Consider the following 22,415-nt stretch of genomic DNA (forward strand, 5'->3'; position numbering starts at 1 on the left):
GTTTTTCGGGTTGGGACGGTCTATAAACATGATAAAATATGACATAAACAGTTTTTGATGGGAGAGGGTGAAGGAATGAAGAGCGGGGTAATTCCTTCTTCAGCGGTCGGTCAAAAAATTAACGAGTGGTACAGATATATCCGGACATTCAGCGTGCCGGATGCCGAAGTGTTAAAAGCTGAAATCCAGCAGGAACTGAAACACATGCAGCATGATTCCAACTTGCTGCTTTATTATTCACTAATGGAATTCCGGCACCAGCTTATGCTGGATTATCTTGAGCCGTTAGAGAAATTAAATATCGAAGACCAGCCAAGCCTGTCTGAATTATCAAGAAACATTGACAGCAACCAGGCAGATCTCAAAGGGCTGCTCGACTATTACGTGAATTTTTTTCGCGGGATGTATGAATTTGATAAGCGGGAATTTATTTCTGCCATTACATACTATAAACAGGCGGAGAAAAAGCTCTCCTTTGTCGCAGACCATATTGAACGGGCTGAATTTTATTTTAAAATCGCGGAAGCTTATTATTATATGAAGCAAACGTATTTTTCATTGATTAATATAAAAAACGCCTATGAAATTTACGTGGAGCAGGAAACCTATAATGTGAGAATCATTCAATGCCATTTCGTCTTCGGGGTCAACCTGATGGATGAAAGAAATTTCGAACAAGCCGCACGCCATTTCAAATTAGCGCTCAATATGGCCCAAGCGGAACAAAAAGCCCAGCTGGTTGGAAGAGCATACTACAATCTCGGGTTATGCTATTACAATCAAGACCTTCTAGACCCTGCCATTGATTACTTTGAAAAAGCGGTCTCCACATTTGAAAGCAGCAGGATCGTCAATTCTCTCCCGCAAGCCTATTTTTTAATCACCCTGATTTATTATAAACAGGGAAAACATGATAAAGCTTCGGAATATCACAAGCGGGGCTATGAATATGCTAAAGAAACAGACGATGCAGACTATGCCGTAAAATTCGAGTTTTTGCAATCCCTATATCAGGATCAGCCCAATGAAGAAGGAATCGAACGATGTTTCCAGTACTTAAAAAATAAAAATATGTACGCTGATATAGAGGATTTAGCCCTAGAAGTAGCAAAATATTACTATGAACAGAAATGGTTTAAACTGTCTGCTTCCTACTTTCTACAAGTTGAAGAGGCAAGAAAACAAATACAAAGGAGTGAAGGTTTGTATGAAATTGAAATCTAAGTTGTTTGTTATTTGTTTGGCCGCAGCCGCGATTTTTACAGCGGCTGGCGTTTCTGCTAATGCGGAAGCACTCGACTTTCATGTGACAGAAAGAGGAATGACGTAAGAGCAAGCCCCTTCTCATTAGCGAGAAGGGGTTTTTCTTTTCAAAAAAACACCGCAGGACATAGTCTTGCGGTGCCGCCTTCATGGAGATTACGTTTATTTAGTAGCCTCCTACAAATGCAGTTCCCACAATGATCAAGAGGATAAATAACACAACAATCAAAGCGAAAGAAGTTCCGTAACCTGACATTTTGTGCACCTCCTTGCGAGATTGCTTCAGCATATACTGCAAAACTGTGGCGGACAGGGTTCCGCAGAGACGGTCAGCAGCTTAGTAGCCGCCAACAAACGCAGTCCCTACGATAATTAAAAGAATAAACAATACAACGATTAAAGCGAAAGAACTGATGCCGCCGTAACCGCCGCCGTTAGAGTATCCTGACATAAGGTTTCACCTCCCTATGAAGGATACTATAAGATATGCTGAACCGATCCATTTGGCAGGGATAATAGTGGACAAGAGAAAAAATGAAGAATTCGGCTATATGAAGGTGATATAAAAAATAGCGGGCGCTGCCGCCCGCTATGTATGTACGATTAAGAGATCAGCACGCCCGCGAAAAATTCCCGGTATAACGCTTGGACGGCTTTTCTTTCTTCGGCTTCTTTTACGCCAAACATCATGCTCACTTCAGAAGATCCCTGATTGATCATTTCGATATTCACCTGTGCCTCTGATAATGCTTTGGCGGCTCTTGCTGTTGTACCGACATTGTGGCGCATCGCTTCCCCTACAACCATAATCAGGGCGAGATGATGCTCGACGATGACTTCATCGGCATGCAAATCCTCTTCGATCCGTTTGATGACGCTGCGTTCAGTGGCGGCATCCATTTGCCCCTGCCGTAAAATGATTGTCATGTCATCGATTCCCGATGGAACATGCTCATACGTCAAACCATGCTCCTCCAGGATGTGAAGGGCTCTGCGGCCAAAACCGATTTCTCTGTTCATGAGATACTTGCTGATATAAATGCTGCAAAAACCGGTGTCGCTGGCAATGCCGACGACAGGCCCGTTTGTGTTATCCCGCTTGCTGACGACGCGGGTGCCTTCGGCTGAGGGGTTGTTCGTATTTTTGATCTGAACAGGAATCCCCGCTCTGAATGCCGGAATGAGCGCTTCATCATGAAACACTGAAAAACCCGCGTAGGACAGCTCCCGCATCTCTCTATATGTCAGCTCGCTGATTTCCTTTGGATTCTCAACGAAGGACGGATTGACAGAATACACAGCGTCTACGTCTGTAAAGTTTTCGTACAAATCGGCTTGTAGTCCGTTGGCAAGAATCGAACCGGTAATATCAGAACCGCTCCGTGAGAATGTGATCACATCGCCATCCTTGCTGAATCCGAAAAAACCGGGAAAAATGATGAGTCCGTCACGTTCCCGAAGACGATAGAGGTTTTGATAGGATTCAGGAAGAACTTGCGCGTTGCCGGGTTCATTTGTCACAAAGAGGCCGGCATCCTTCGGGTTTACATATTCCGCTTTGACGCCTTTATAACGGAAGTAAGCGGCGATCAGCTTGGCATTGTTATCCTCTCCGCTGGCCTTGACCGCGTCAAGGTATTGCTCGGGATTGCTTTTATCTCCTTCTAAAAGCGTAAACAGATCATTTCTGATTTTTTCGATAATGCTTTGCCCCAGCTGAAGCTCATTGGCGATGAGAGCGTACCGTTCCACAACTGCTTCCGCCAGTTCAGGTGCGCTGCCTGTTGCCAAATATTGTTCTGCACATGCGATTAAGAGATCAGTCACTTTCGTATCCTCGGCATAGCGTTTTCCCGGAGCTGAAACGACTACAGCTTTCCGTGCCGGATCTGAGGTAACGATGTGAAACACCTTGTCAAGCTGGGCGCCTGAAGCAAGTGAGCTGCCTCCGAATTTAACGACCTTCATGTTTACATCTCCTAATGTTAAAAATTTTCACACAAATTTAGTATTTATTATCTCTCTTTCAGTACTGTAAATCAAGGGGGGATTTCTTTCTGAGGAGAACATTTGTATTTTTCACGAGGAATAATGTCAGGTTTGCTGACCGTATACCTGCGTTATAAAGATAAATATGGTAAACAGCCTAACGTTTTGGGATGGAAAATGGTTAGAATGATTAGTAAAATGGATAAATGACTAGGTTAATATTTTTAAAGAATATTGACTAACCCTAGAAAAATGGTAATATGTAAATGATAATGATAATCAATTACTATATGGCCATATTGTTTTGAGTCCTTGCGGAGTAGGAGATACGTTCTTTTTGCTGTAAGGATGTAAGGAGGCAGCATGAAGCTACGTTACTTATTTATTCTACTTATCATATTAGCAGTCACATCTGTATTTATCGGTGTAGAAGATCTGTCGCCGCTTGATCTCTTCGATTTAAGCAAACAAGAGGCGTCAACGCTGTTTGCAAGCCGTTTGCCGCGATTGATCAGCATTGTCATCGCGGGATTAAGCATGAGCATCTGCGGTTTGATTATGCAGCAGATCAGCAGAAACAAATTCGTGTCACCGACGACGGCGGGCACGATGGATTGGGCGAGGCTCGGCATTTTAATTTCCTTGCTGCTGTTTACATCCGCCAGTCCTTTAATCAAAATGCTGGTCGCGTTTGTCTTTGCCCTTGCAGGAAATTTTCTGTTTATGAAAATCCTTGAAAGAATCAAGTTTAACGACACCATCTTTATTCCGCTTGTCGGTTTAATGCTCGGGAATATCGTCAGTTCAATCGCGACATTTATCGCATATAAATATGACTTGATCCAGAATGTGTCATCATGGCTGCAGGGAGACTTCTCTTTAGTCGTGAAAGGAAGATACGAGCTTCTTTATCTGAGTATTCCGCTCGTCATCATTGCCTATGTGTATGCGGATAAATTCACATTGGCCGGTATGGGTGAAAGCTTTTCTGTCAACCTCGGCCTGAAGTACAAACGGGTTGTGAACATCGGGCTCATTATCGTGTCCCTGATCACGTCCCTTGTTATTTTGACTGTCGGTATGCTGCCGTTTCTCGGTTTAATCATCCCGAATATTGTATCGATTTACAGAGGAGACAATCTGAAGAGCAGCCTGCCGCATACTGCGCTGTTGGGAGCGGTGTTTGTGCTGTTTTGCGATATACTGGGCAGAATCATTATCTTCCCTTATGAAATCTCGATTGGCCTGATGGTCGGAATCATCGGCAGCGGCATTTTCCTGTTTATGCTGTTAAGGAGAAAAGCCTATGCGTAACCAGATGAAAATAGCTTTGCTCGTTGTTTTAGCCATTGTATGTATCGGCTTGTTTCTGTTTTATGACTTAGGCAATTGGGATTACACCCTGCCGAGACGAATCAAAAAGGTCTCAGCCATTGTGCTGACCGGGGGAGCGATTGCGTTTTCGACCATGATCTTTCAAACGATTACGAACAACCGCATCCTGACGCCGAGCATTTTGGGCCTTGATTCTCTCTACATGCTGATTCAGACTGGCATTATCTTTTTGTTCGGTTCTGCGAATATGGTCATCATGAATAAAAACATCAACTTTATCATCTCTGTTCTGCTGATGATACTGTTTTCTCTTGTTTTGTATCAGATCATGTTCAAGGGTGAGGGGAGAAATATCTTTTTCCTTCTGCTTATCGGAATCGTGTTTGGCACGCTGTTCAGCAGCCTGTCTTCTTTTATGCAGATGCTGATTGATCCGAACGAGTTCCAAGTTGTGCAGGACAAGATGTTTGCCAGCTTTAACAATATCAATACGGATTTGTTATGGCTCGCGTTCATCATCTTCCTGCTGACAGGCGTTTATGTCTGGCGTTTTACAAAATTTTTCGATGTGCTGTCGCTCGGACGCGAGCACGCCGTGAATTTGGGCATTGACTACGACAAAGTGGTGAAGCAGATGCTGATCGTGGTTGCGATTTTGGTTTCTGTTTCAACAGCGCTAGTCGGGCCGATTATGTTTTTAGGCCTTCTGGTCGTCAACCTGGCGAGAGAATTCCTGAAAACATATAAGCATTCATACTTAATCGCAGGCTCCGTTTTCATCAGCATCATTGCGCTGGTCGGAGGGCAGTTTGTGGTTGAGAAAGTGTTTACCTTCTCAACGACGCTGAGTGTCATTATTAATTTTGCCGGCGGGATTTATTTTATCTACTTGCTGTTAAAGGAGAATAAATCATGGTAGAGGTCAGAAATGTAAGCAAACAATATGGCGGGAAAGTTGTTCTTGAAGAGACGTCAGTCACGATTCAAAAGGGCAAAATCACCTCGTTTATCGGTCCTAACGGCGCCGGCAAAAGTACGCTGCTGTCTATCATGAGCCGCCTGATCAAAAAGGATTCCGGCGAGATTTACATAGACGGACAAGAGATTGGAGCATGTGACAGCAAAGAGCTTGCCAAGAAAATGAGCATTTTGAAGCAGGCGAACCAAATCAATATCAGGCTCACGATCAAAGACCTCGTTAGTTTTGGCAGGTTTCCGTACTCACAGGGCCGGCTGACAGAGGAAGACTGGGTTCATATCAACCAGGCGCTCAGCTATATGAAGCTGGAAGACATTCAGGACAAATACCTCGACCAGCTAAGCGGCGGACAATGCCAACGGGCATTTATCGCCATGGTCATTGCCCAGGACACCGATTATATCTTTCTGGATGAGCCGCTGAACAATCTGGATATGAAACATTCAGTTGAAATTATGAAACTGCTGAAACGGCTGGTAAAGGAGCTTGGAAAAACGATCGTCATCGTTATTCACGATATCAATTTTGCTTCAGTCTATTCTGACCATATCGTCGCTTTGAAAAACGGCCGAATCGTAAAAGAAGGACCACCTGAAGAAATGATAGAAACATCAGTGCTTGAGGAAATCTACGATATGACCATCCCGATTCAGACGATTGATAATCAAAGAATAGGTGTCTATTTTTCTTAATATATAGAAGAGGTGAAGAGCATGAAAAAGTTCGCATTACTATTCATCGCTTTGGTGACGGCAGTTGTGATTTCTGCATGCGGAAACCAAAGTACAAGCAGCAAAGGTTCTGATTCTAAGGAAGAACAAATCACGGTGAAACACCAGCTGGACAAAAACGGAACAAAAGTACCGAAGAGCCCTAAAAAAGTTGTCGTATTTGACTTTGGAAGCTTAGATACATTAGATAAACTTGGACTTGATGATAAAGTAGCGGGACTGCCGAAACAAGCCCTTCCTAAATATCTGTCCAAATTCAAGGATGACAAATATGCTGACGTCGGAAGCTTAAAAGAGCCAGACTTCGAGAAAGTGGCAGATTTAGACCCTGACTTGATCATTATCTCAGGAAGACAATCTGAGTCTTACAAAGAATTCTCTAAAATTGCGCCGACAATTTATCTTGGCGTAGACACAGCGAAGTATATGGAATCATTTAAGTCTGACGCAGAAACAATCGGTAAGATCTTCGATAAAGAAGATGAAGTGAAGGATGAACTCGCAAAAATCGATCATTCAATCGCAGATGTAAAGAAAACGGCTGAAAAGCTTAACAAAAACGGTCTCGTCATCATGGCGAACGACGGGAAGATCAGCGCATTCGGTCCTAAATCAAGATACGGCCTGATCCATGACGTGTTCGGCGTGACACCGGCTGATAAAAACATCAAAGCGTCTACTCACGGACAAAGCGTTTCTTACGAGTACATTTCAAAAACAAACCCGGATTACTTGTTTGTCATTGACCGCGGTACAGCGATCGGTGAAACATCATCTACTAAACAAGTCGTTGAAAATGATTATGTGAAAAATGTAAACGCAGTGAAAAATGATCATGTCGTCTACCTTGATTCTGCTACTTGGTACTTATCAGGAGGCGGTCTTGAGTCTATGGCACAAATGATCAAAGAAGTGAAAGACGGTTTAGAAAAGTAAAACCATAAAGAGCCTCCGCTAAGTAGCGGGGCTCTTTTTTTGTTAATCAGCGTGCCGGCTGCTGTTCGGCAGGGCGCTGAGGTTTCTTTAATGTGAATGAGAGAAGGAAGCCGACAAGTGCAATGACGGCAGCCACAATAAAAGCGGCATTCATGCCGTGCAGGGCGGCGTGCTTTACATTTGTCGTGCCTGCATGTGCCGCCTGGTTGCTCATCACGGAAACCAATAGTGCGGTTCCGATCGAGCCGCCGACTTGGCGAATCGTGTTGTTCATCGCAGTTCCGTGCGGAATCAAGTGGCGCGGCAGCGCGTTGATTCCGGCTGTTGTCACCGGCATCATGATCATGGCGGTGCCTAAGAGACGAACGGTGTATAAAACGACAATCCAAGCGAGTGACGTATGGTCAGTCAGCTGCATAAACGGCAGAGATGTCAGGAAGATGATGCAGAAACCGGCAATCGCCAGCCCTCTTCCGCCGACACGGTCAAAAATTCTGCCGATAATCGGCGACATAAAGCCCATCACAACGGCTCCCGGAAGGAGCATAAGCCCTGTATCAAAAGCTGTGACGTCTCTGACATTTTGTGTATAAAGCGGCAGGATGGTTTCCGTACCGATCAATAATGCAAAGACGAGGGTTCCCAGCAGTGTTGTTAAGCTGAAAACGCCAAACGTGAAGACGCGGAATTCCAGCATCGGTTTTTCAAGCTTCATTTGTCTTGTGATAAACAAGAGCAGCGCGATGACACCCACCAGCAGTGAAATCAAGACGGTTGAACTGGACCAGCCATAAGAGCCGACGCTTGAGAAGCCGTACAGAAGGCCGCCGAACCCAAATGTTGAAAGGATGACTGATAAAATATCAATCTGTGTTTTTCTTAAAGTCGTCACGTTTTTCATCAGGATGCTGGCAAGAATCAAATCAATCACAGCAAACGGAAGAATAATATAAAACAATGATCTCCAAGAGAAAGCTTCGACAGCCCATCCGGAAAGAGTCGGTCCGATCGCAGGCGCGAATGAGATGACCAATCCGACCATACCCATAGCCTGGCCGCGCTTTTCAATCGGAAAGATTGTCAGGAATACAGTCTGCATGAGCGGCATCATAATGCCGGCTCCAGCCGCTTGAATGATACGCGCTGTCAGCAGAACCGGGAAGTTCGGCGCGAACGCTCCGACGACTGTTCCGGCAGTGAAAATGCTCATTGCTGTGATGAGCAGCGCCCGGCTTGTGAATTTCTCAATTAAAAACGCGGTAATCGGAATTAAAATCCCGTTGGTTAACATAAATGATGTGGTCAGCCATTGTGCTTGGTTGGCATCGACATTGAAATCCCTCATGATATGGGGAAGTGCGGTAATCAACAATGTCTGGTTCAAAATCGCCACAAACGCTCCGGCTAACAAAATGCCGACAATGACAGAACGGTTAAAAGGTTTTTGTTCAATACTTGTGTTCAATACATATCCCTTCTTTTCTCTAAGTAATTAACAGTGTTTTTAACATGGAAACGGGCTGTGTTAAAACACCGGTTTGTTCCAGATAGCCAATCAGTGATTTGAGTAAAAAAGCGCGGGGTTCTTCCTTCTTCGCTTCTTCCTCCAGCATGGCGGCTGCGGATGTCAGTTCATCTACGTCATAGTCCGCGGCGGACAGGGAAGAGATGCCTTTATGTAATTCCTTCAGGCTTTCCGATAATAGGACTGATTTATCCTTTGGCTTGTAGGAGGATGCTGAATGAATATAAAGCTCGATGGCTTCGGGCGGAAGAAGAGACTGGCGGGTTTCCCTGTTTTTGATAATCTGATTGAGGGTGCTGATGATAAACTCTGCGATCGGATCAAGCTCAAGCGGTTTTTCCTCGATTTTGATCAGCATTAAAAACTCACGCATCATGCCGTGAAGAATGATGACCAAATCCCACACAAACGGGAGAATGGTTTCTCCATACGCCTGGATCAGCGAATCGCGGTGCCAGCAGATAATCGTCGATCTGGTCTGATGGATATGCTGTTTGACCCGGTCATTATGCAGCTTGGGGTTTCCGTAGGTCAGCATATTGAAAAACTGCTGATTCCGCCTGAAGCCCTCCAGTTCCATTTTGACCTTTTGCGTCAAACGCTCCTCCGGTGTAAGTGCGGTATTTTCCTGAAGTCTTGAGGCCGCGGCCACCATTTGCTTCTGGTTAAATGACAGCAGCTCCAAAAGCAGATCTTCTTTAGATTGAAACAGCTTATATATCGAAGCTTTTGACATCTTACATTCTTCTGCGATCGCCTGCATGGAAACCGACGTAAAATCCTTTTCCGAAAAAAGCTTTCGCGCGGCTAACAAGATATCTGTTTTTTTATCAAGCATCTCATGGCTTCCTTCTTTCTTGAACATTAGAAAACCCATTGGTTCACAGAAAACCAATGAGTAACAATGAAAAAATTTTACCAGATAAACAAAATAGAAGTCAATGGATTTTAACCGGGTAAATGAAAGGCCTGCCGGAAAATCCGACAGGCCGAATAAGAGCTTATTTTTCAACTTTAAATCCTTGTTTTTCAAGCATTTCACGGATGTGCGGATAGTACAGGCGCTCATAGTAGGAAGCGATGCTCTGTGACCAATTTCTTGTTTCTTTTCCGTTTGTCCGTTTATTCATGTATTCAGACATCTGTTCGTCGTATGCCTGAATGTGAGACGTCAGCTCATCCTGATTCAAATAAGTTTCCTGATGATTGACAGCTTCCTGCGGCAAGCGCGGTTTTTTCGCTGAACGGTCGGCAGGATGCCCAATGACAAGGCCGGATAAAGGGAACACGTATTTTGGAAGCTCAAGCAGTTCGATCAGCTCTTGAGGGTTTCCGCGAACCGCACCGATCGGAACTGTGCCAAGTCCGAGTGACTCAGCCGCTGCTGTTGCTGTGCCGAGGGCAATACCAGCGTCTACTGCGCCGACAAGAACAGATTCCAATCCATTTGTGATTTCCATTTTGAAATCATGCAGATCTTCAAGCGCAATTTTGGCCCGATTGAAATCTGCGCAGAACAGCAGGAAAACAGGAGCTTGATCGATCCATGGCTGGCCGCCTGCCAGCTCGGAGATTTTCTTTTTGCGCTCTTTATCCTGGACTGTGATCACAGTCACTTGCTGTCCGTTGATAGAAGAAGGGGCTGATTGCACCGCTTCAATGATTTGGTCCAATTGCTCCTGAGCTACAGGCTCATCTGTGTAGCTGCGAATCGAGCGGTGGTCTGTTAAAGATTTAATCACTTCATTCATATGAGACACCCTTCCTTTACTCGCTAAGCTCTGTGCGGACAACATCAAGAGGGGCGCTCAGCAGTTCTTTTCCTTTTGCGACAAACCCTTGGAAATGCGCAGTTTCGTTATGGAATTTCATTGCCGCTTCATCTTTCCATTTTTCAAGCATGACAAATGTATTTTCTTCGCCTACTTTTTCGAATAGGTCGTATTGCGCGTTGCCTTCCTCAGCTCTTGAATGCTGAACAAGTGATTGAGCCTCGCTCAAAAATTCCTCGCGTTTTTCTGGTTTTACTTTGATGTAAGCTTGTAATACGATCATTTAAATCTCCTCCGTTGTTATGCGAATTTATTGTTCGAATCTCATCGAACTAAATGTAACATGTATTCTAAATGAGGTAAAGGAAAAACCCTTATATAGTAAAATTGTCATTCTAATTGTTGTGTGATACATTTGTGTCATGAACATTCCAAACCATCCAGAAACAGAAACATTGCAGCTGACAAAGGTTCTTCATGCACTTAGTGATCCGCTTCGTTTAGAGCTCGTCAAGCAATTAGCTGAAGCAAAAGAAAAAACGTGCAGCACCTGTGCAGATGTGCAGGTTGCCAAATCGACTTTGTCGCATCATTTTAAAGTTTTGAGAGAATCAGGCATCGCTCAAGTTCGGATAGAAGGAAAGCGCCGGTATTATTCGCTTCGCGCTGAAGACCTTGAAAAGGCATTTCCGGGCCTGCTTGAAGCCGTGCTGAATGTAGACCAGGACCGCTGGTGAATCAATCCCCTGTAACGGGGATTTTTTTATGTCCGTAAACCGCTTTGAAAAGCAGCTGCACACCCTCCTGAATATCTTCTTCCTTCAGCCGTGCAAAGCCGATAATGAGAGCGGGCCTGCCCGTTTGCCGCTTGTTTTCCTTCAAGTTAAATCGGCTCATTCCGAATATTTCAAGCTGCAGACCGGCAGCATGTGACAGGATGTCTTGTTCGGTGCGCCTGGTATCAAATTCGGTAACAAAATGCAGCCCCGCATTTGCTCCTTTTACGGTAACCTCTCCGCTGAACTCTGCTTCTAAAGCGGTGATCAGGCGTTCTCTCTTTTCTTTATAATGCTGCTTCATTTTTTTTATATGCTTCTGATATTCACCAGACTCAATAAATTCCTGCAGGGTGAGCTGTGTAAGTGATGAGCAAGTCTGCAGATCGTAGCCCCGCTGTTTGTATATCCTCAACAGCTCAGGCGGCAACACCATATAGCTGATCCGCAAGCCGGGGAGAAGGGACTTTGAAAAGGTTCCCATATAGATAACATTTTGAAAACGGTCGAGGCTTTGCAGCGCCGGAATACTGTCTACATCATATGTGAATTCACTATCATAATCGTCCTCAATGATATATCGGCGCGGCTCCTCGGCTGCCCAGTTCAGCAGCTGAATTCTTCTGGACACAGGCATAATCGTTCCGGACGGAAACTGATGCGACGGGGTGGTCACCAGCACATCTGGCTGCTGTCTGGTGATTTCAGCAATCGACATGCCCTTTTCATCAAGCATGATCGTCTTGACTTGTTTTCCGGCATTCTTCAAAAGCTGATACATGCGCCTGTAGCCAGGCTCCTCCATCGCATACACGGCTTCCTTGGGTAAAAGCTCAGTCAACAGCTGCATGAGCACCTGTGTGCCTGCCCCTATGATCATTTGTTCTGGCCTGCATTTTACACCCCTCGTCAGGGAAATGAGCCTGGTAATGGCCGCTCTCACTTCATATATCCCTTGCGGATGTGACATATCGCCGAGCGTGCGGTATGAGCGGGAGGCCGCTTTTTGCTCGCAGCGGAACCAGCTTTTGATCGGAAAATGGTCTGTATCGGAACTCATGTGTGAAAACGATATCCAATCGCTCTGGTCGATGTGAATCTCTTTTAGATCATCCGGCAGTGCAAATGGAGGGTGTTCCTCGGCGGAAAACATGTCTAGTTCCTCCACGAAGAAACCCTTTCGTTCAATGGCGTACAAATACCCTTCAGCCAGCAGCTGCTGATAGGCTGAATTCACTGAATTTACGCTGACCTTGAGATTTTCAGCCAGCTCCCGCTTGGAGGGAACCTTCGAGTGAGGCAGCAGATTGCGGCTGAGGATTTCTTTTTTCAGCTTTTGATAAATTTGCTGATAGATATAATCGGCTTGCTCTGAACGATCGAGTGTAATTGTGATATCCATTTTGTAGTTTCTCCTTCTGATACCATCAAAAAGTTATAATTGGTACTTTTCATCATACCAAAGAGAAGTCAGAATGATAAGAAAATACCGACAGGGGGATATTCACATGAGTCAAACAACAGCAAGCATCACAACTGCACAATGGCAGCAAAAACGGGATCAATTTGTGTCAAAAGGTGTGAGCAACGGCAACCGCAGTCTCGCGGTCAAAGGAGAAGGGGCCGAGCTGTACGATCTGGATGGCCGGAGATTTATTGATTTTGCAGGCGCCATCGGCACGTTAAATGTCGGACACTCGCATCCGAAGGTGGTTGAGGCTGTGAAGCGGCAGGCGGAGGAGCTGATTCATCCTGGTTTTAATGTCATGATGTATCCGTCTTATATCGAGTTAGCCGAAAAACTGTGCGGCATCGCGCCGGGCAGCCATGAGAAAAAAGCGATTTTTCTTAACTCAGGGGCAGAAGCGGTCGAAAACGCTGTGAAAATCGCCAGAAAGTATACAAAGCGCCAAGGCGTTGTCTCGTTTACACGCGGGTTTCACGGGCGCACGAATATGACGATGAGCATGACAAGCAAGGTAAAACCTTATAAATTCGGTTTCGGGCCTTTTGCGCCAGAGGTTTATCAAGCGCCGTTCCCTTATTATTATCAGAAGCCGGCCGGCATGAGTGATGAAAGCTATGACGATATGGTCATTCAAGCATTCAATGATTTCTTTATCGCTTCAGTGGCGCCTGAAACGGTGGCGTGTGTCGTGATGGAGCCAGTGCAGGGAGAAGGCGGGTTTATTATTCCTTCGAAACGGTTCGTACAGCACGTCGCTTCATTCTGCAAAGAACACGGCATTGTTTTTGTTGCTGATGAAATCCAAACCGGCTTTGCCAGAACTGGCACTTATTTCGCAATTGAGCACTTTGATGTAGTGCCCGATCTGATCACGGTTTCTAAATCGCTTGCGGCAGGCCTGCCATTAAGCGGTGTGATTGGGCGTGCGGAAATGCTTGATGCGGCAGCGCCAGGGGAGCTGGGCGGCACGTATGCAGGCAGCCCGCTCGGCTGCGCGGCGGCTTTGGCAGTCTTGGATATTACCGAAGAAGAAGGACTGAATGAGCGATCTGAAGAAATTGGCAAAATCATTGAAGACAAGGCGTATGAGTGGAAACAAGAATTCCCGTTCATCGGTGACATCCGCAGACTCGGGGCGATGGCCGCAATCGAAATCGTCAAGGATCCTGACACGCGTGAGCCTGATAAGGCAAAAGCAGCAGCGATCGCGGCCTATGCGAATCAAAACGGATTACTTTTGCTGACAGCGGGAATTAACGGTAATATCATCCGCTTTTTGACACCGCTCGTCATCTCAGACAGCCTATTAAATGAAGGGCTCAGCATCTTGGAGGCGGGCCTGCGAGCTTAATCATTGGAAAGAAAACGGCTGGGTCTGCTATCATTTTAAGTAATCATGAAAAGAAAGGAATGTTCAATATGCCAGATCAATTAACGGTCTACAACCCGGCTACGGGCGAGGAGATCAAAACGATTCCTCAGCAATCAGCCAAAGAAGTAGAAGAAGCCATTGAACGTTCACATCAAGCGTTTAAAACGTGGTCTAAAACATCAGCGAACGAAAGAGCGTCTCTTTTGAAAAAATGGTATGAGCTGATTGTTGAACATAAAGAAGAACTTGCAGATTTAATTACAAAGGAAAACGGAAAACCATACAAGGAAGCAGTTGGCGAAGTGCTTTACGGCGCAGGCTATATCGAATGGTTCGCAGAGGAAGCGAAGCGTGTGTACGGAAGAACGGTCCCGGCCCCGACAACGGGTAAACGAATTGTTGTCACACGCCAGCCGGTCGGCCCCGTTGCTGCTATCACGCCCTGGAATTTCCCGAATGCGATGATTACACGCAAAGCAGCGCCTGCTCTTGCCGCTGGCTGTACATTTATCATCAAGCCGGCGCCGGACACACCGCTGTCTGCTTATGAACTGGCGCGCCTCGCATATGAAGCGGGCATTCCGAAGGATGTTCTTCAGGTTGTGATCGGCGATGGAGAAGAAATCGGAAATGTGTTCACAAGCAGTCCGAAAATCCGCAAAATCACGTTCACAGGCTCAACACCTGTAGGGAAAATCCTTATGAAAAACAGCGCGGACACCGTAAAGCACGTCTCAATGGAGCTCGGCGGACACGCCCCGCTGATCGTAGATGAAGATGCGGACATTGACCTTGCCGTTGAACAGGCGATGGCGTCCAAATACCGAAACGCCGGCCAAACCTGCGTATGTGCCAACCGCCTGATCGTTCATGAATCCATTAAAGATGAATTTGCTGCGAAACTTAGCGAGCAAGTGTCTAAGCTGAAAGTCGGAAATGGACTTGAGGAAGGCGTCAATGTCGGCCCGATCATCAACAAACGAGGCTTCGAAAAAATCGTCAGCCAAATAGATGATGCGGTTGAAAAAGGCGCGAAAGTGATTGCTGGGGGCACATATGACCGAAACGATGACAAAGGGTGCTACTTTGTGAATCCGACAGTGCTCACCGATGTCGATACGTCCATGAACATCATGCATGAGGAAACATTCGGCCCGGTCGCACCGATCGTCACGTTTTCTGATATTGATGAAGCGATTCAGCTTGCCAACGATACACCGTATGGCTTGGCTGCTTACTTCTTCACAGAAAACTACCGCCGCGGCATCTATATTTCCGAGAATCTAGAGTATGGCATTATCGGCTGGAATGACGGCGGACCGTCAGCGGTTCAAGCGCCATTCGGCGGAATGAAAGAAAGCGGCATTGGCCGTGAAGGCGGTTCAGAAGGTATCGAGCCGTACCTTGAAACAAAATATTTGTCCATCGGTTTATAAAAAAATGCACGCTCCTGAGAGCTGCCGGATTTTCCGGCAGCTCTTTTTGTGTTCCGGCGAATAATCACAACAATTCCAGCCAAAATAACAGCAAATACATTTTGAAAGAAGGTTCCCCAACAATGGATTTATTATTGGCTCTTCTCCCGGCTTTGTTTTGGGGGAGCATTGTTCTCTTCAATGTGAAATTAGGCGGCGGGCCGTACAGCCAGACACTGGGAACGACGATCGGGGCACTCATTGTTTCTATCGTTATTTACTTTTTTGTTCAGCCCGTTCTGTCACTTCGCATTTTTATTGTTGGAATCGTATCCGGCTTATTTTGGTCACTTGGACAGGCCAACCAGCTGAAAAGCATTCAATTGATGGGCGTGTCGAAAACAATGCCGATTTCCACAGGAATGCAGCTCGTTTCCACCTCATTGTTCGGTGTGATCGTGTTCCGCGAATGGTCAACACCGATTGCGATTACGCTTGGCGTTCTCGCTTTGATCTTTATCATTGTGGGAATCATTCTCACGTCCTTGGAAGATAAGAATGATAAAAAAGAGGGCGAGCCAAGCAATTTGAAAAAGGGCATTTTGATTCTCCTTGTTTCGACTCTTGGTTATTTGGTTTATGTAGTCGTGGCTAGATTATTCAATGTGTCCGGCTGGTCCGCGCTGCTGCCACAGGCAATTGGCATGGTGGTCGGGGGGTTAGTTTTAACCTATAGACACAAACCCTTTAACAAGTATGCGATCAGAAATATTCTCCCAGGGTTAATCTGGGCAGGCGGAAATATGTTTTTGTTTATTTCTCAGCCGCGAGTCGGCGTTGCAACGAGCTTTTCCCTTTCACAAATGGGAATTGTCATTTCTACGCTCGGCGGTATTTTCATCCTGCGTGAAAAGAAAACGAAACGCCAGCTTATAGCAATTGCGATCGGGATTATCCTGATTATTGCTGCCGCCGTATTCTTAGGAATCGCCAAAACAAATTCATAACAAATGGAGGAAGATGTATATGTATCCGGACTTAAAAGGAAAAGTCGTCGCTATTACAGGAGCTGCTTCAGGGCTCGGAAAGGCAATGGCCATTCGCTTCGGCAAGGAGCAGGCAAAAGTGGTTATCAACTATTATAGTAATAAACAAGATCCGAACGAGGTAAAAGAAGAGGTCATCAAGGCGGGCGGTGAAGCTGTTGTCGTCCAAGGAGATGTCACGAAAGAGGAAGATGTAAAAAATATCGTGCAAACGGCAATTAAAGAGTTCGGCACACTCGATATTATGATTAATAATGCCGGTCTTGAAAATCCTGTGCCATCTCACGAAATGCCGCTTAAGGATTGGGATAAAGTCATCGGCACAAACTTAACAGGTGCCTTTTTAGGAAGCCGTGAAGCGATTAAATATTTCGTAGAAAACGATATCAAGGGAAATGTCATCAACATGTCCAGTGTGCACGAAGTGATTCCTTGGCCGTTATTTGTTCACTACGCGGCAAGTAAAGGCGGGATAAAGCTGATGACAGAAACATTGGCGTTGGAATACGCGCCGAAGGGCATTCGCGTGAACAATATCGGGCCAGGTGCGATCAATACGCCAATCAATGCTGAAAAATTTGCTGACCCTAAACAGAAAGCAGATGTAGAAAGCATGATTCCGATGGGGTATATCGGCGAACCGGAGGAGATCGCCGCAGTGGCAGCCTGGCTTGCTTCGAAGGAAGCCAGCTACGTCACAGGCATCACGTTATTCGCGGACGGCGGCATGACACAATATCCTTCATTCCAGGCAGGACGCGGTTAAATAAAAAAGCGACCCAGACATGACATCTGGATCGCTTTTTTTATTATGCACGCTTTTTCTTAACAAGCGCTGCTACAGATAAAATAATGGCAGCCGCAGACAGCACAATCGCTGTAATGTCTAGAGCTGAAGAACCTGAGTTTTCGGAATCGTCTTTTGTTTTCGTGGCGCCGTGCTCATCTGTCACTTGTTTTGCAGACGTGATGTTTGTAATGGAATGAGGTGTATCGGCATCCTCGTCACCTGTCCACTCAACAATGCTGCCGTCTTTGTAATATTGGTATGCGTCCCAAGCAGCTTCCTCCGCTTTGTCAGGGTTTTTGGCAACAAAGGTAAACTGCTGGAACTGTCCTTCCTGAATGCCTCCGTCAGTCGCCTCCCATGTCACGGACACTGATTTGTCATCATGTTTTTGAGTGGAAACCTTCCAGCCCGGAATTGGCTCATATTGCTGGAATTCAACATCCTTCGGCATTTTGAGGACAACCTTCGTTGTCGGCAGATTCTTCTCAGAAGGAACCTTCATTGTATACGTTTCCCAAGAGCCTGCAGCAGACTCAGCCGGTTTTACAGAAACATGCGCGCTGGCAGGGGCCGTAAAGAATAAGAGGGAGCCGACAATAGCCGGACATAGTGTCAATGCGATTTTTTTCAACAACGTAAACACTCCTTAATTGGTCTTTGTAAACATGATATTGATTTCGTTAAAGTCGCCGGTCAGGCCGTGGACTTTGATCTTCCAGTTTCCTTTTTCATTAATCGACAGGTTTTGATCTTGGAAGACGCCTTTTGTTTTTTCTTCTAATGTAAAGGTGCTTTTGTTTTCGCTGCCTGACAGGCCTGTTTTATAAACGGTTAACGTCATTTGCTGGATGTTTTTCACGGGATCTCCGTTATGGTCGGTGACACGCAGCTCAAAAACATTTTTTCCGGGCTGGTTTGGGCTGATGCTGAGAGAAACGCTTTGTCCGTTCTCAATCGCTTTGGTTTGGTAGAACGGTTCCGGCGCTGGCTCAGGCGGGCTTGGCAGGCTTGTAAACACGGCCGCTGTGATCAATACAGCGATGCCGATTGCCCACTCCGCTTTCAACGTTCGGCTGATTCCTGTGCGGCGCTGCTTTCTGGTAAGCAGAAAATGAATCGCACCTAAGACCAGCATGAAAACAAACAGCCCGCTTTTCACTAAAAGAGCTTGGCCGTACGCTGTATGGAACAGTGAATCCATTGAACGAATGATGAAAAATCCATTGAGCAAGCCTGAAAACAAAATGACGCCGACTGCAGTGAGCGCCCATGGAGAGAACCGTCTGACCGTCTCCCACGCGAGCGTTTTGTCAGGCTGCCTCCATTCTTTTGAGAGCAGCAAAACGAGTGCCGCTATTCCGCCGACCCAGATGGAAGCGGAAGTTAAATGAAGGAAATCCATCAAAATGCCGACCGTTTTTTCTTCAACGACAGCAGCATGCCCGGTAAACGCCTTGGCAAGCAGGAGACCGAAAAAGAAAATGAGCGGCGCTGTCCAATAGCCAAAGGATGAAAAGCGGTTTTTCCGTATCGCAGGGATGACAGACAGTGCGAGCAGCACGAACAGCGCGGCCTGTATGATCCAAATGGAGCCGCCTGCTGTCTCAAACAGTGTTTCTCTGATGTAGCCCGGCTGGAATGCGCTGCCCCAGCCGCCGCCTGCGTTCGCTTTTGTCTGAATCGGAAGCTGAAGCAAAAGCGCCAGCCCCAGTGCTGCGATCGAGCCGGTCAGGATACGTCTCGTCCGTTTGACGAGCTGTTCTGATTTCCCTTTATACCAGAAAAGATGGAAGAAAACCGTTCCGCTAAACAGAGATAGGGCTGTATACAGAATCGCGCGATCTGCTGCTGTTCCCGGATTCAGCGCTGAATCGGCTGCTTTTTGGCTGCTGAATCCGCCATCCGCTTTCCCGATACTGAACGGGATGACGCCGGAAACCGGATGCCCGTCCGCGGATACGGCATTCCATTCCGCTCTGTACACATCATGAGGCAGATTCTTTTTCAGCTTCACTGTCATGATGTGATGATTATCTTTTTTGATTTCAGTCTTGTCCGTATCCACACGGTCGCCGTTTGAATTATAGACTTTAATGTAATGAAACCCTTCTTCAACCGGTTCATTAAATTCGATTTCCACCTGTGCAGGGGCGCTTTTTAATTCGCTGTTTTCCCCAGGTGAAGATTTAACAATATAGGCGTGAGCAAAGCTTGTTTTCGGCAGGAAAACAAGAAAAAGCAGAAGGATGATCCACCATCTGTTTCGCTTCATCACTCAGACACCACCTTCCGCTGTATGTGTTGTGTTATTTCTTGGTGCAGGTGCAGCGTTTCTTTCGGTCTTGAAGCATGTCTTCCAGTGCTTGGTCGAAAGTGCGGACGGCTCCGCCGAATCCTTTTTGAAATCGTTCGGCATGGTCAAGTGTCGCAAACGGAATGGCCTGCGGCTGGCAGCAGTGCAGGTTTAATTCAGCATTTACGACGAAATAAGCCGAACCGGCACTGACGGTTGTCTGTAACAGAAAATCTCTGCAAATCAAGTGTGAAACCTCTTCCGTTTTATCCGCGTAACGCAAAAACGCGCAATGTGCGCAGCATAGCTGTTCAATGTCTTGGTTTACCGTAATCAGCTGAACCGAATGAGCTTGATTGACGGGCTTCAAGCAATAGCTGCACATATGATCTGTTTGAGGTGTTCGGACGGGGAGCGTGATACCGCCGGCGGTTTTTATGACCTGATTTGACTGAACCAGCTGATTGACATCTCTATATACCGTCATTTCCGAAACGCCGAACCTTGCGCTGATGTCAGAAATTCTAAGCGAGCCTTCTTCTTTCAGCCACTTCAGTATGTGTTGCTGTCTATTAATCGGAAGCATTCATACACCCTCTTCATTAAGATCTATTTAAGCGTAGAGGATTTTAGAGACGGAGACAAGTAAGTGGATGATAAAAAATGTGAAAATGTGTTGAACAGCAACAAAACGAAACAGAAGGGACTCTGGTATAATAGACAGATGGAATAGAAAGTGAGGAATATCCTATGAAAGAAACACCATGCCCGAACTGCGGCAAACCTTTGACAGGCGATATGGTCAGATCATCAAATGTGCCTTGTCAATTTCGCTGCGGACACTGCCGGGAACGGCTTTATGAATATAAAGTATCAGCTCCGATTATGCTGGTATCATTAGCGGCCATTGTGCTGCTCATTTATCTTTTGCTGCTCCTCCGCAATGCGGCAGGTTCAATGCTGCCGGCTGTACAGCACGTGCCGATGGCTGTTTTTGCGCTTGTGTGCGCCTATCCCGTTTTTATTGTGAGTGAGCGGATGATTGCAAAGTACGTGATTCAAAATGGCAACATCATTTATAGAGGAAAGAGAAAAGGCTCCTGATATCAGGAGCCTTTTTATTTTTAAAAAATTGTCACAGTCATGTGCCAAAGTCCTCTTTACTTTCAATTGTATAGGGACTGTAAGCGTTTTAACATAGAGTCAAAGGGAAGCATCATTCTCTGAACATATTTTTGTATCTTACAGCGACAAACAAAACAGGGAGGGTTTATATATGCAGCAGCAAGAACAGCAGCAAGGCGGCATGAAAGTGAAAGTGCAGCGCTTTGGGAGTTATTTGAGCGGAATGATCATGCCGAATATCGGCGCGTTTATCGCGTGGGGTATTATTACCGCGCTGTTTATTCCGGCAGGATGGTTTCCGAATGAACAGCTGAACACGCTGGTCAGCCCGATGATTACGTATTTATTGCCGCTTTTGATAGCGTATACAGGCGGAAAAATGATCTACGACCACCGCGGCGGAGTTGTCGGAGCGACAGCGGCAATTGGGGTGATTGTCGGATCGGATATTCCAATGTTTTTAGGCGCAATGATTATGGGTCCGCTTGGCGGATACCTCATTAAACAGACTGATAAATTATTCAAGGATAAAGTCAAGCAAGGCTTTGAAATGCTGATCAACAACTTTACGGCAGGGATTGTCGGCGCGGCTTTAACGATTCTCGCGTTTTACGCTATCGGCCCGGTTGTCTTGACGCTAAATAAATTGCTGGCGGCTGGTGTGGAAGTCATTGTACACGCTAATTTACTGCCGGTAGCCAGTGTTTTTGTAGAGCCGGCGAAAGTGTTGTTCCTTAACAACGCCATAAACCATGGAATCTTAAGCCCGATCGGAATCGAGCAAGCATCTCAAACAGGAAAATCAATTCTGTTTTTAGTAGAAGCAAACCCTGGACCGGGGCTCGGCATTTTGCTGGCGTACATGTTCTTTGGCAAAGGATCTTCAAAATCAACGGCTCCCGGTGCGGCGATCATCCATTTCTTCGGAGGGATTCACGAGATTTACTTCCCGTACATTTTGATGAAACCGGCCCTGATTCTTGCAGCCATTGCCGGCGGAGCAAGCGGACTCTTAACGTTTACGATCTTTAATGCCGGACTTGTCGCGGCAGCGTCACCGGGAAGCATTATCGCATTGATGGCAATGACGCCAAGAGGAGGCTATTTCGGCGTATTGGCGGGTGTAATGGTCGCTGCAGCTGTATCGTTCATCGTTTCAGCAGTGATCCTGAAATCCTCAAAAGCTAGTGAAGAAGACCTGGCTGCCGCAACAGAAAAAATGCAGTCCATGAAGGGGAAGAAAAGCCAAGCAGCAGCTGCTTTAGAGGCGGAACAAGCCAAAGCAGAAGAAGCGTCTGAGCTGTCTCCTGAAAGCGTGAACAAAATTATCTTTGCGTGTGATGCGGGAATGGGATCAAGTGCCATGGGGGCATCCATCTTAAGAAACAAAGTGAAAAAAGCGGAGCTTGACATCAGTGTGACCAACACGGCCATTAACAATCTGCCAAGCGATGCGGATATTGTTATCACCCACAAAGATTTAACAGACCGCGCGAAAGCAAAGCTGCCGAACGCGACGCACATATCAGTGGATAACTTCTTAAACAGCCCAAAATACGACGAGCTGATTGAAAAGCTGAAAAAGTAATCTTATAGAAAG

Annotated in this window: 24 protein-coding genes; 13 read left to right on the forward strand and 11 right to left on the reverse strand. The window is 46.1% G+C overall.

Going from position 1 to position 22,415, the window contains the following annotated elements; all coding sequences use genetic code 11:
- The first annotated feature begins 75 nt into the window (after window positions 1-75).
- The gene (rapC, locus tag NYE20_RS02145) at window positions 76-1,224 is read left to right on the forward strand and encodes a response regulator aspartate phosphatase RapC (RefSeq protein ID WP_014475800.1); all 1,149 of its coding nucleotides are present in this window, start codon (window positions 76-78) and stop codon (window positions 1,222-1,224) included.
- The gene (gene phrC / locus NYE20_RS02150) at window positions 1,208-1,330 is read left to right on the forward strand and encodes a phosphatase RapC inhibitor PhrC (protein WP_003224994.1); all 123 of its coding nucleotides are present in this window, start codon (window positions 1,208-1,210) and stop codon (window positions 1,328-1,330) included. The genes rapC and phrC overlap by 17 nt, the downstream gene beginning before the upstream one ends.
- Window positions 1,331-1,429: 99 nt before the next feature.
- On the opposite strand, the gene NYE20_RS02155 is transcribed toward phrC, so the two are convergent.
- The 3 genes from NYE20_RS02155 to NYE20_RS02165 form a co-directional block, all read right to left on the reverse strand.
- A complete protein-coding gene (locus tag NYE20_RS02155) occupies window positions 1,430-1,519 on the reverse strand; it encodes a YjcZ family sporulation protein (RefSeq protein ID WP_015482794.1) in 90 nt (29 codons plus the stop codon).
- A gap of 81 nt (window positions 1,520-1,600) precedes the next feature.
- Entirely contained in the window at window positions 1,601-1,714 is a 114-nt protein-coding gene (locus NYE20_RS02160) for a YjcZ family sporulation protein (protein ID WP_014478831.1), read from the reverse strand.
- A 152-nt stretch (window positions 1,715-1,866) separates the two neighbouring features.
- On the reverse strand, window positions 1,867-3,231 hold the full coding sequence (locus tag NYE20_RS02165; protein WP_021481755.1) for an aspartate kinase: 1,365 nt from the start codon (window positions 3,229-3,231) through the stop codon (window positions 1,867-1,869).
- A gap of 384 nt (window positions 3,232-3,615) precedes the next feature.
- Between NYE20_RS02165 and yclN the strand changes: the two genes are divergently transcribed.
- From yclN to yclQ, 4 genes are read left to right on the forward strand one after another with little or no spacing between them, the layout of a single operon-like run.
- Window positions 3,616-4,566: a petrobactin ABC transporter permease YclN gene (yclN, locus tag NYE20_RS02170; RefSeq protein WP_014475804.1), complete on the forward strand. Its 951-nt coding sequence runs from the start codon at window positions 3,616-3,618 to the stop codon at window positions 4,564-4,566.
- Entirely contained in the window at window positions 4,559-5,506 is a 948-nt protein-coding gene (gene yclO, locus NYE20_RS02175) for a petrobactin ABC transporter permease YclO (RefSeq protein WP_125121454.1), read from the forward strand. Before yclN ends, yclO begins: the two co-directional genes overlap by 8 nt.
- Entirely contained in the window at window positions 5,500-6,258 is a 759-nt protein-coding gene (gene yclP, locus NYE20_RS02180) for a petrobactin ABC transporter ATP-binding protein YclP (RefSeq protein WP_161621347.1), read from the forward strand. Before yclO ends, yclP begins: the two co-directional genes overlap by 7 nt.
- Before the next feature lie 21 nt (window positions 6,259-6,279).
- A complete protein-coding gene (gene yclQ, locus NYE20_RS02185) occupies window positions 6,280-7,233 on the forward strand; it encodes a petrobactin ABC transporter substrate-binding protein YclQ (protein WP_046160056.1) in 954 nt (317 codons plus the stop codon).
- A gap of 46 nt (window positions 7,234-7,279) precedes the next feature.
- Here the strand turns inward: yclQ and NYE20_RS02190 are convergent, their stop codons facing one another.
- The 4 genes from NYE20_RS02190 to NYE20_RS02205 form a co-directional block, all read right to left on the reverse strand.
- Complete coding sequence (locus tag NYE20_RS02190; RefSeq protein WP_014478836.1) at window positions 7,280-8,698, reverse strand: MDR family MFS transporter; 1,419 nt, start codon at window positions 8,696-8,698, stop codon at window positions 7,280-7,282.
- 19 nt (window positions 8,699-8,717) lie between these two features.
- On the reverse strand, window positions 8,718-9,596 hold the full coding sequence (locus tag NYE20_RS02195) for a TetR/AcrR family transcriptional regulator (RefSeq protein ID WP_003246592.1): 879 nt from the start codon (window positions 9,594-9,596) through the stop codon (window positions 8,718-8,720).
- Between the two features lie 163 nt (window positions 9,597-9,759).
- Window positions 9,760-10,509: an oxygen-insensitive NADPH nitroreductase gene (gene nfsA / locus NYE20_RS02200; RefSeq protein ID WP_003234479.1), complete on the reverse strand. Its 750-nt coding sequence runs from the start codon at window positions 10,507-10,509 to the stop codon at window positions 9,760-9,762.
- Window positions 10,510-10,525: 16 nt separating this feature from the next.
- On the reverse strand, window positions 10,526-10,813 hold the full coding sequence (locus NYE20_RS02205; protein ID WP_003234477.1) for a putative quinol monooxygenase: 288 nt from the start codon (window positions 10,811-10,813) through the stop codon (window positions 10,526-10,528).
- 139 nt (window positions 10,814-10,952) lie between these two features.
- Between NYE20_RS02205 and NYE20_RS02210 the strand changes: the two genes are divergently transcribed.
- A complete protein-coding gene (locus tag NYE20_RS02210; RefSeq protein WP_003234476.1) occupies window positions 10,953-11,267 on the forward strand; it encodes a metalloregulator ArsR/SmtB family transcription factor in 315 nt (104 codons plus the stop codon).
- A 1-nt stretch (window position 11,268) separates the two neighbouring features.
- Here the strand turns inward: NYE20_RS02210 and gabR are convergent, their stop codons facing one another.
- On the reverse strand, window positions 11,269-12,708 hold the full coding sequence (gene gabR / locus NYE20_RS02215) for a transcriptional regulator GabR (RefSeq protein ID WP_049141370.1): 1,440 nt from the start codon (window positions 12,706-12,708) through the stop codon (window positions 11,269-11,271).
- A gap of 106 nt (window positions 12,709-12,814) precedes the next feature.
- Here gabR and gabT point away from each other — a divergent pair, with 106 nt between their 5' ends.
- The 4 genes from gabT to gdh all read left to right on the forward strand — a co-directional run bounded on the left by gabT (window position 12,815) and on the right by gdh (window position 17,373).
- Window positions 12,815-14,125, forward strand: coding sequence for a 4-aminobutyrate--2-oxoglutarate transaminase (gabT, locus tag NYE20_RS02220; RefSeq protein WP_085186768.1), 1,311 nt, complete (start codon window positions 12,815-12,817; stop codon window positions 14,123-14,125).
- 68 nt (window positions 14,126-14,193) lie between these two features.
- Window positions 14,194-15,582 carry a succinate-semialdehyde dehydrogenase gene (gabD, locus tag NYE20_RS02225; protein ID WP_014475814.1) on the forward strand — a complete coding sequence of 463 codons (1,389 nt, stop codon included), beginning with the start codon at window positions 14,194-14,196 and terminating at the stop codon, window positions 15,580-15,582.
- A 122-nt stretch (window positions 15,583-15,704) separates the two neighbouring features.
- Window positions 15,705-16,568, forward strand: coding sequence for a glucose uptake protein GlcU (gene glcU, locus NYE20_RS02230; protein ID WP_003234455.1), 864 nt, complete (start codon window positions 15,705-15,707; stop codon window positions 16,566-16,568).
- Window positions 16,569-16,587: 19 nt separating this feature from the next.
- Window positions 16,588-17,373, forward strand: coding sequence for a glucose 1-dehydrogenase (gene gdh, locus NYE20_RS02235; protein ID WP_003246720.1), 786 nt, complete (start codon window positions 16,588-16,590; stop codon window positions 17,371-17,373).
- Window positions 17,374-17,416: 43 nt separating this feature from the next.
- Here gdh and NYE20_RS02240 read toward each other — a convergent pair whose 3' ends face one another.
- The 3 genes from NYE20_RS02240 to ycnK are packed head-to-tail and all read right to left on the reverse strand — an operon-like array spanning window position 17,417 to window position 20,276.
- Window positions 17,417-18,031 (reverse strand): DUF1775 domain-containing protein, encoded by a 615-nt coding sequence (locus NYE20_RS02240; protein WP_038828443.1) that lies wholly within the window; start codon window positions 18,029-18,031, stop codon window positions 17,417-17,419.
- A 12-nt stretch (window positions 18,032-18,043) separates the two neighbouring features.
- Window positions 18,044-19,669, reverse strand: coding sequence for a copper transporter YcnJ (ycnJ, locus tag NYE20_RS02245; RefSeq protein ID WP_085186770.1), 1,626 nt, complete (start codon window positions 19,667-19,669; stop codon window positions 18,044-18,046).
- Window positions 19,670-19,703: 34 nt separating this feature from the next.
- On the reverse strand, window positions 19,704-20,276 hold the full coding sequence (ycnK, locus tag NYE20_RS02250; RefSeq protein ID WP_015252812.1) for a copper uptake transcriptional regulator YcnK: 573 nt from the start codon (window positions 20,274-20,276) through the stop codon (window positions 19,704-19,706).
- Window positions 20,277-20,440: 164 nt separating this feature from the next.
- On the opposite strand from ycnK, the gene NYE20_RS02255 reads away from it, so the two are divergent.
- Window positions 20,441-20,794 carry a hypothetical protein gene (locus NYE20_RS02255; RefSeq protein WP_003234445.1) on the forward strand — a complete coding sequence of 118 codons (354 nt, stop codon included), beginning with the start codon at window positions 20,441-20,443 and terminating at the stop codon, window positions 20,792-20,794.
- Between the two features lie 172 nt (window positions 20,795-20,966).
- Complete coding sequence (locus NYE20_RS02260) at window positions 20,967-22,403, forward strand: PTS mannitol transporter subunit IICB (protein ID WP_161621348.1); 1,437 nt, start codon at window positions 20,967-20,969, stop codon at window positions 22,401-22,403.
- Window positions 22,404-22,415 lie beyond the last annotated feature (12 nt).

This window comes from Bacillus sp. FSL R5-0416 (genome assembly GCF_037975425.1).
Lineage (GTDB): Bacteria > Bacillota > Bacilli > Bacillales > Bacillaceae > Bacillus > Bacillus subtilis.

Excerpts from the sequence above, each read along its gene's own strand:
- NYE20_RS02255 (WP_003234445.1), top strand. The coding sequence starts at position 20,441 with ATGAAAGAAACACCATGCCCGAACTGCGGCAAACCTTTGACAGGCGAT.
- gabD (WP_014475814.1), top strand. The coding sequence starts at position 14,194 with ATGCCAGATCAATTAACGGTCTACAACCCGGCTACGGGCGAGGAGATC.
- ycnJ (WP_085186770.1), bottom strand. The coding sequence starts at position 19,669 with ATGAAGCGAAACAGATGGTGGATCATCCTTCTGCTTTTTCTTGTTTTC.
- NYE20_RS02155 (WP_015482794.1), bottom strand. The coding sequence starts at position 1,519 with ATGTCAGGTTACGGAACTTCTTTCGCTTTGATTGTTGTGTTATTTATC.
- NYE20_RS02165 (WP_021481755.1), bottom strand. The coding sequence starts at position 3,231 with ATGAAGGTCGTTAAATTCGGAGGCAGCTCACTTGCTTCAGGCGCCCAG.
- NYE20_RS02260 (WP_161621348.1), top strand. The coding sequence starts at position 20,967 with ATGCAGCAGCAAGAACAGCAGCAAGGCGGCATGAAAGTGAAAGTGCAG.
- NYE20_RS02210 (WP_003234476.1), top strand. The coding sequence starts at position 10,953 with ATGAACATTCCAAACCATCCAGAAACAGAAACATTGCAGCTGACAAAG.
- phrC (WP_003224994.1), top strand. The coding sequence starts at position 1,208 with ATGAAATTGAAATCTAAGTTGTTTGTTATTTGTTTGGCCGCAGCCGCG.
- yclN (WP_014475804.1), top strand. The coding sequence starts at position 3,616 with ATGAAGCTACGTTACTTATTTATTCTACTTATCATATTAGCAGTCACA.
- rapC (WP_014475800.1), top strand. The coding sequence starts at position 76 with ATGAAGAGCGGGGTAATTCCTTCTTCAGCGGTCGGTCAAAAAATTAAC.
- NYE20_RS02195 (WP_003246592.1), bottom strand. The coding sequence starts at position 9,596 with ATGCTTGATAAAAAAACAGATATCTTGTTAGCCGCGCGAAAGCTTTTT.
- gdh (WP_003246720.1), top strand. The coding sequence starts at position 16,588 with ATGTATCCGGACTTAAAAGGAAAAGTCGTCGCTATTACAGGAGCTGCT.
- yclP (WP_161621347.1), top strand. The coding sequence starts at position 5,500 with ATGGTAGAGGTCAGAAATGTAAGCAAACAATATGGCGGGAAAGTTGTT.
- yclQ (WP_046160056.1), top strand. The coding sequence starts at position 6,280 with ATGAAAAAGTTCGCATTACTATTCATCGCTTTGGTGACGGCAGTTGTG.
- ycnK (WP_015252812.1), bottom strand. The coding sequence starts at position 20,276 with ATGCTTCCGATTAATAGACAGCAACACATACTGAAGTGGCTGAAAGAA.
- glcU (WP_003234455.1), top strand. The coding sequence starts at position 15,705 with ATGGATTTATTATTGGCTCTTCTCCCGGCTTTGTTTTGGGGGAGCATT.
- NYE20_RS02205 (WP_003234477.1), bottom strand. The coding sequence starts at position 10,813 with ATGATCGTATTACAAGCTTACATCAAAGTAAAACCAGAAAAACGCGAG.
- yclO (WP_125121454.1), top strand. The coding sequence starts at position 4,559 with ATGCGTAACCAGATGAAAATAGCTTTGCTCGTTGTTTTAGCCATTGTA.
- gabT (WP_085186768.1), top strand. The coding sequence starts at position 12,815 with ATGAGTCAAACAACAGCAAGCATCACAACTGCACAATGGCAGCAAAAA.
- nfsA (WP_003234479.1), bottom strand. The coding sequence starts at position 10,509 with ATGAATGAAGTGATTAAATCTTTAACAGACCACCGCTCGATTCGCAGC.
- gabR (WP_049141370.1), bottom strand. The coding sequence starts at position 12,708 with ATGGATATCACAATTACACTCGATCGTTCAGAGCAAGCCGATTATATC.
- NYE20_RS02160 (WP_014478831.1), bottom strand. The coding sequence starts at position 1,714 with ATGTCAGGATACTCTAACGGCGGCGGTTACGGCGGCATCAGTTCTTTC.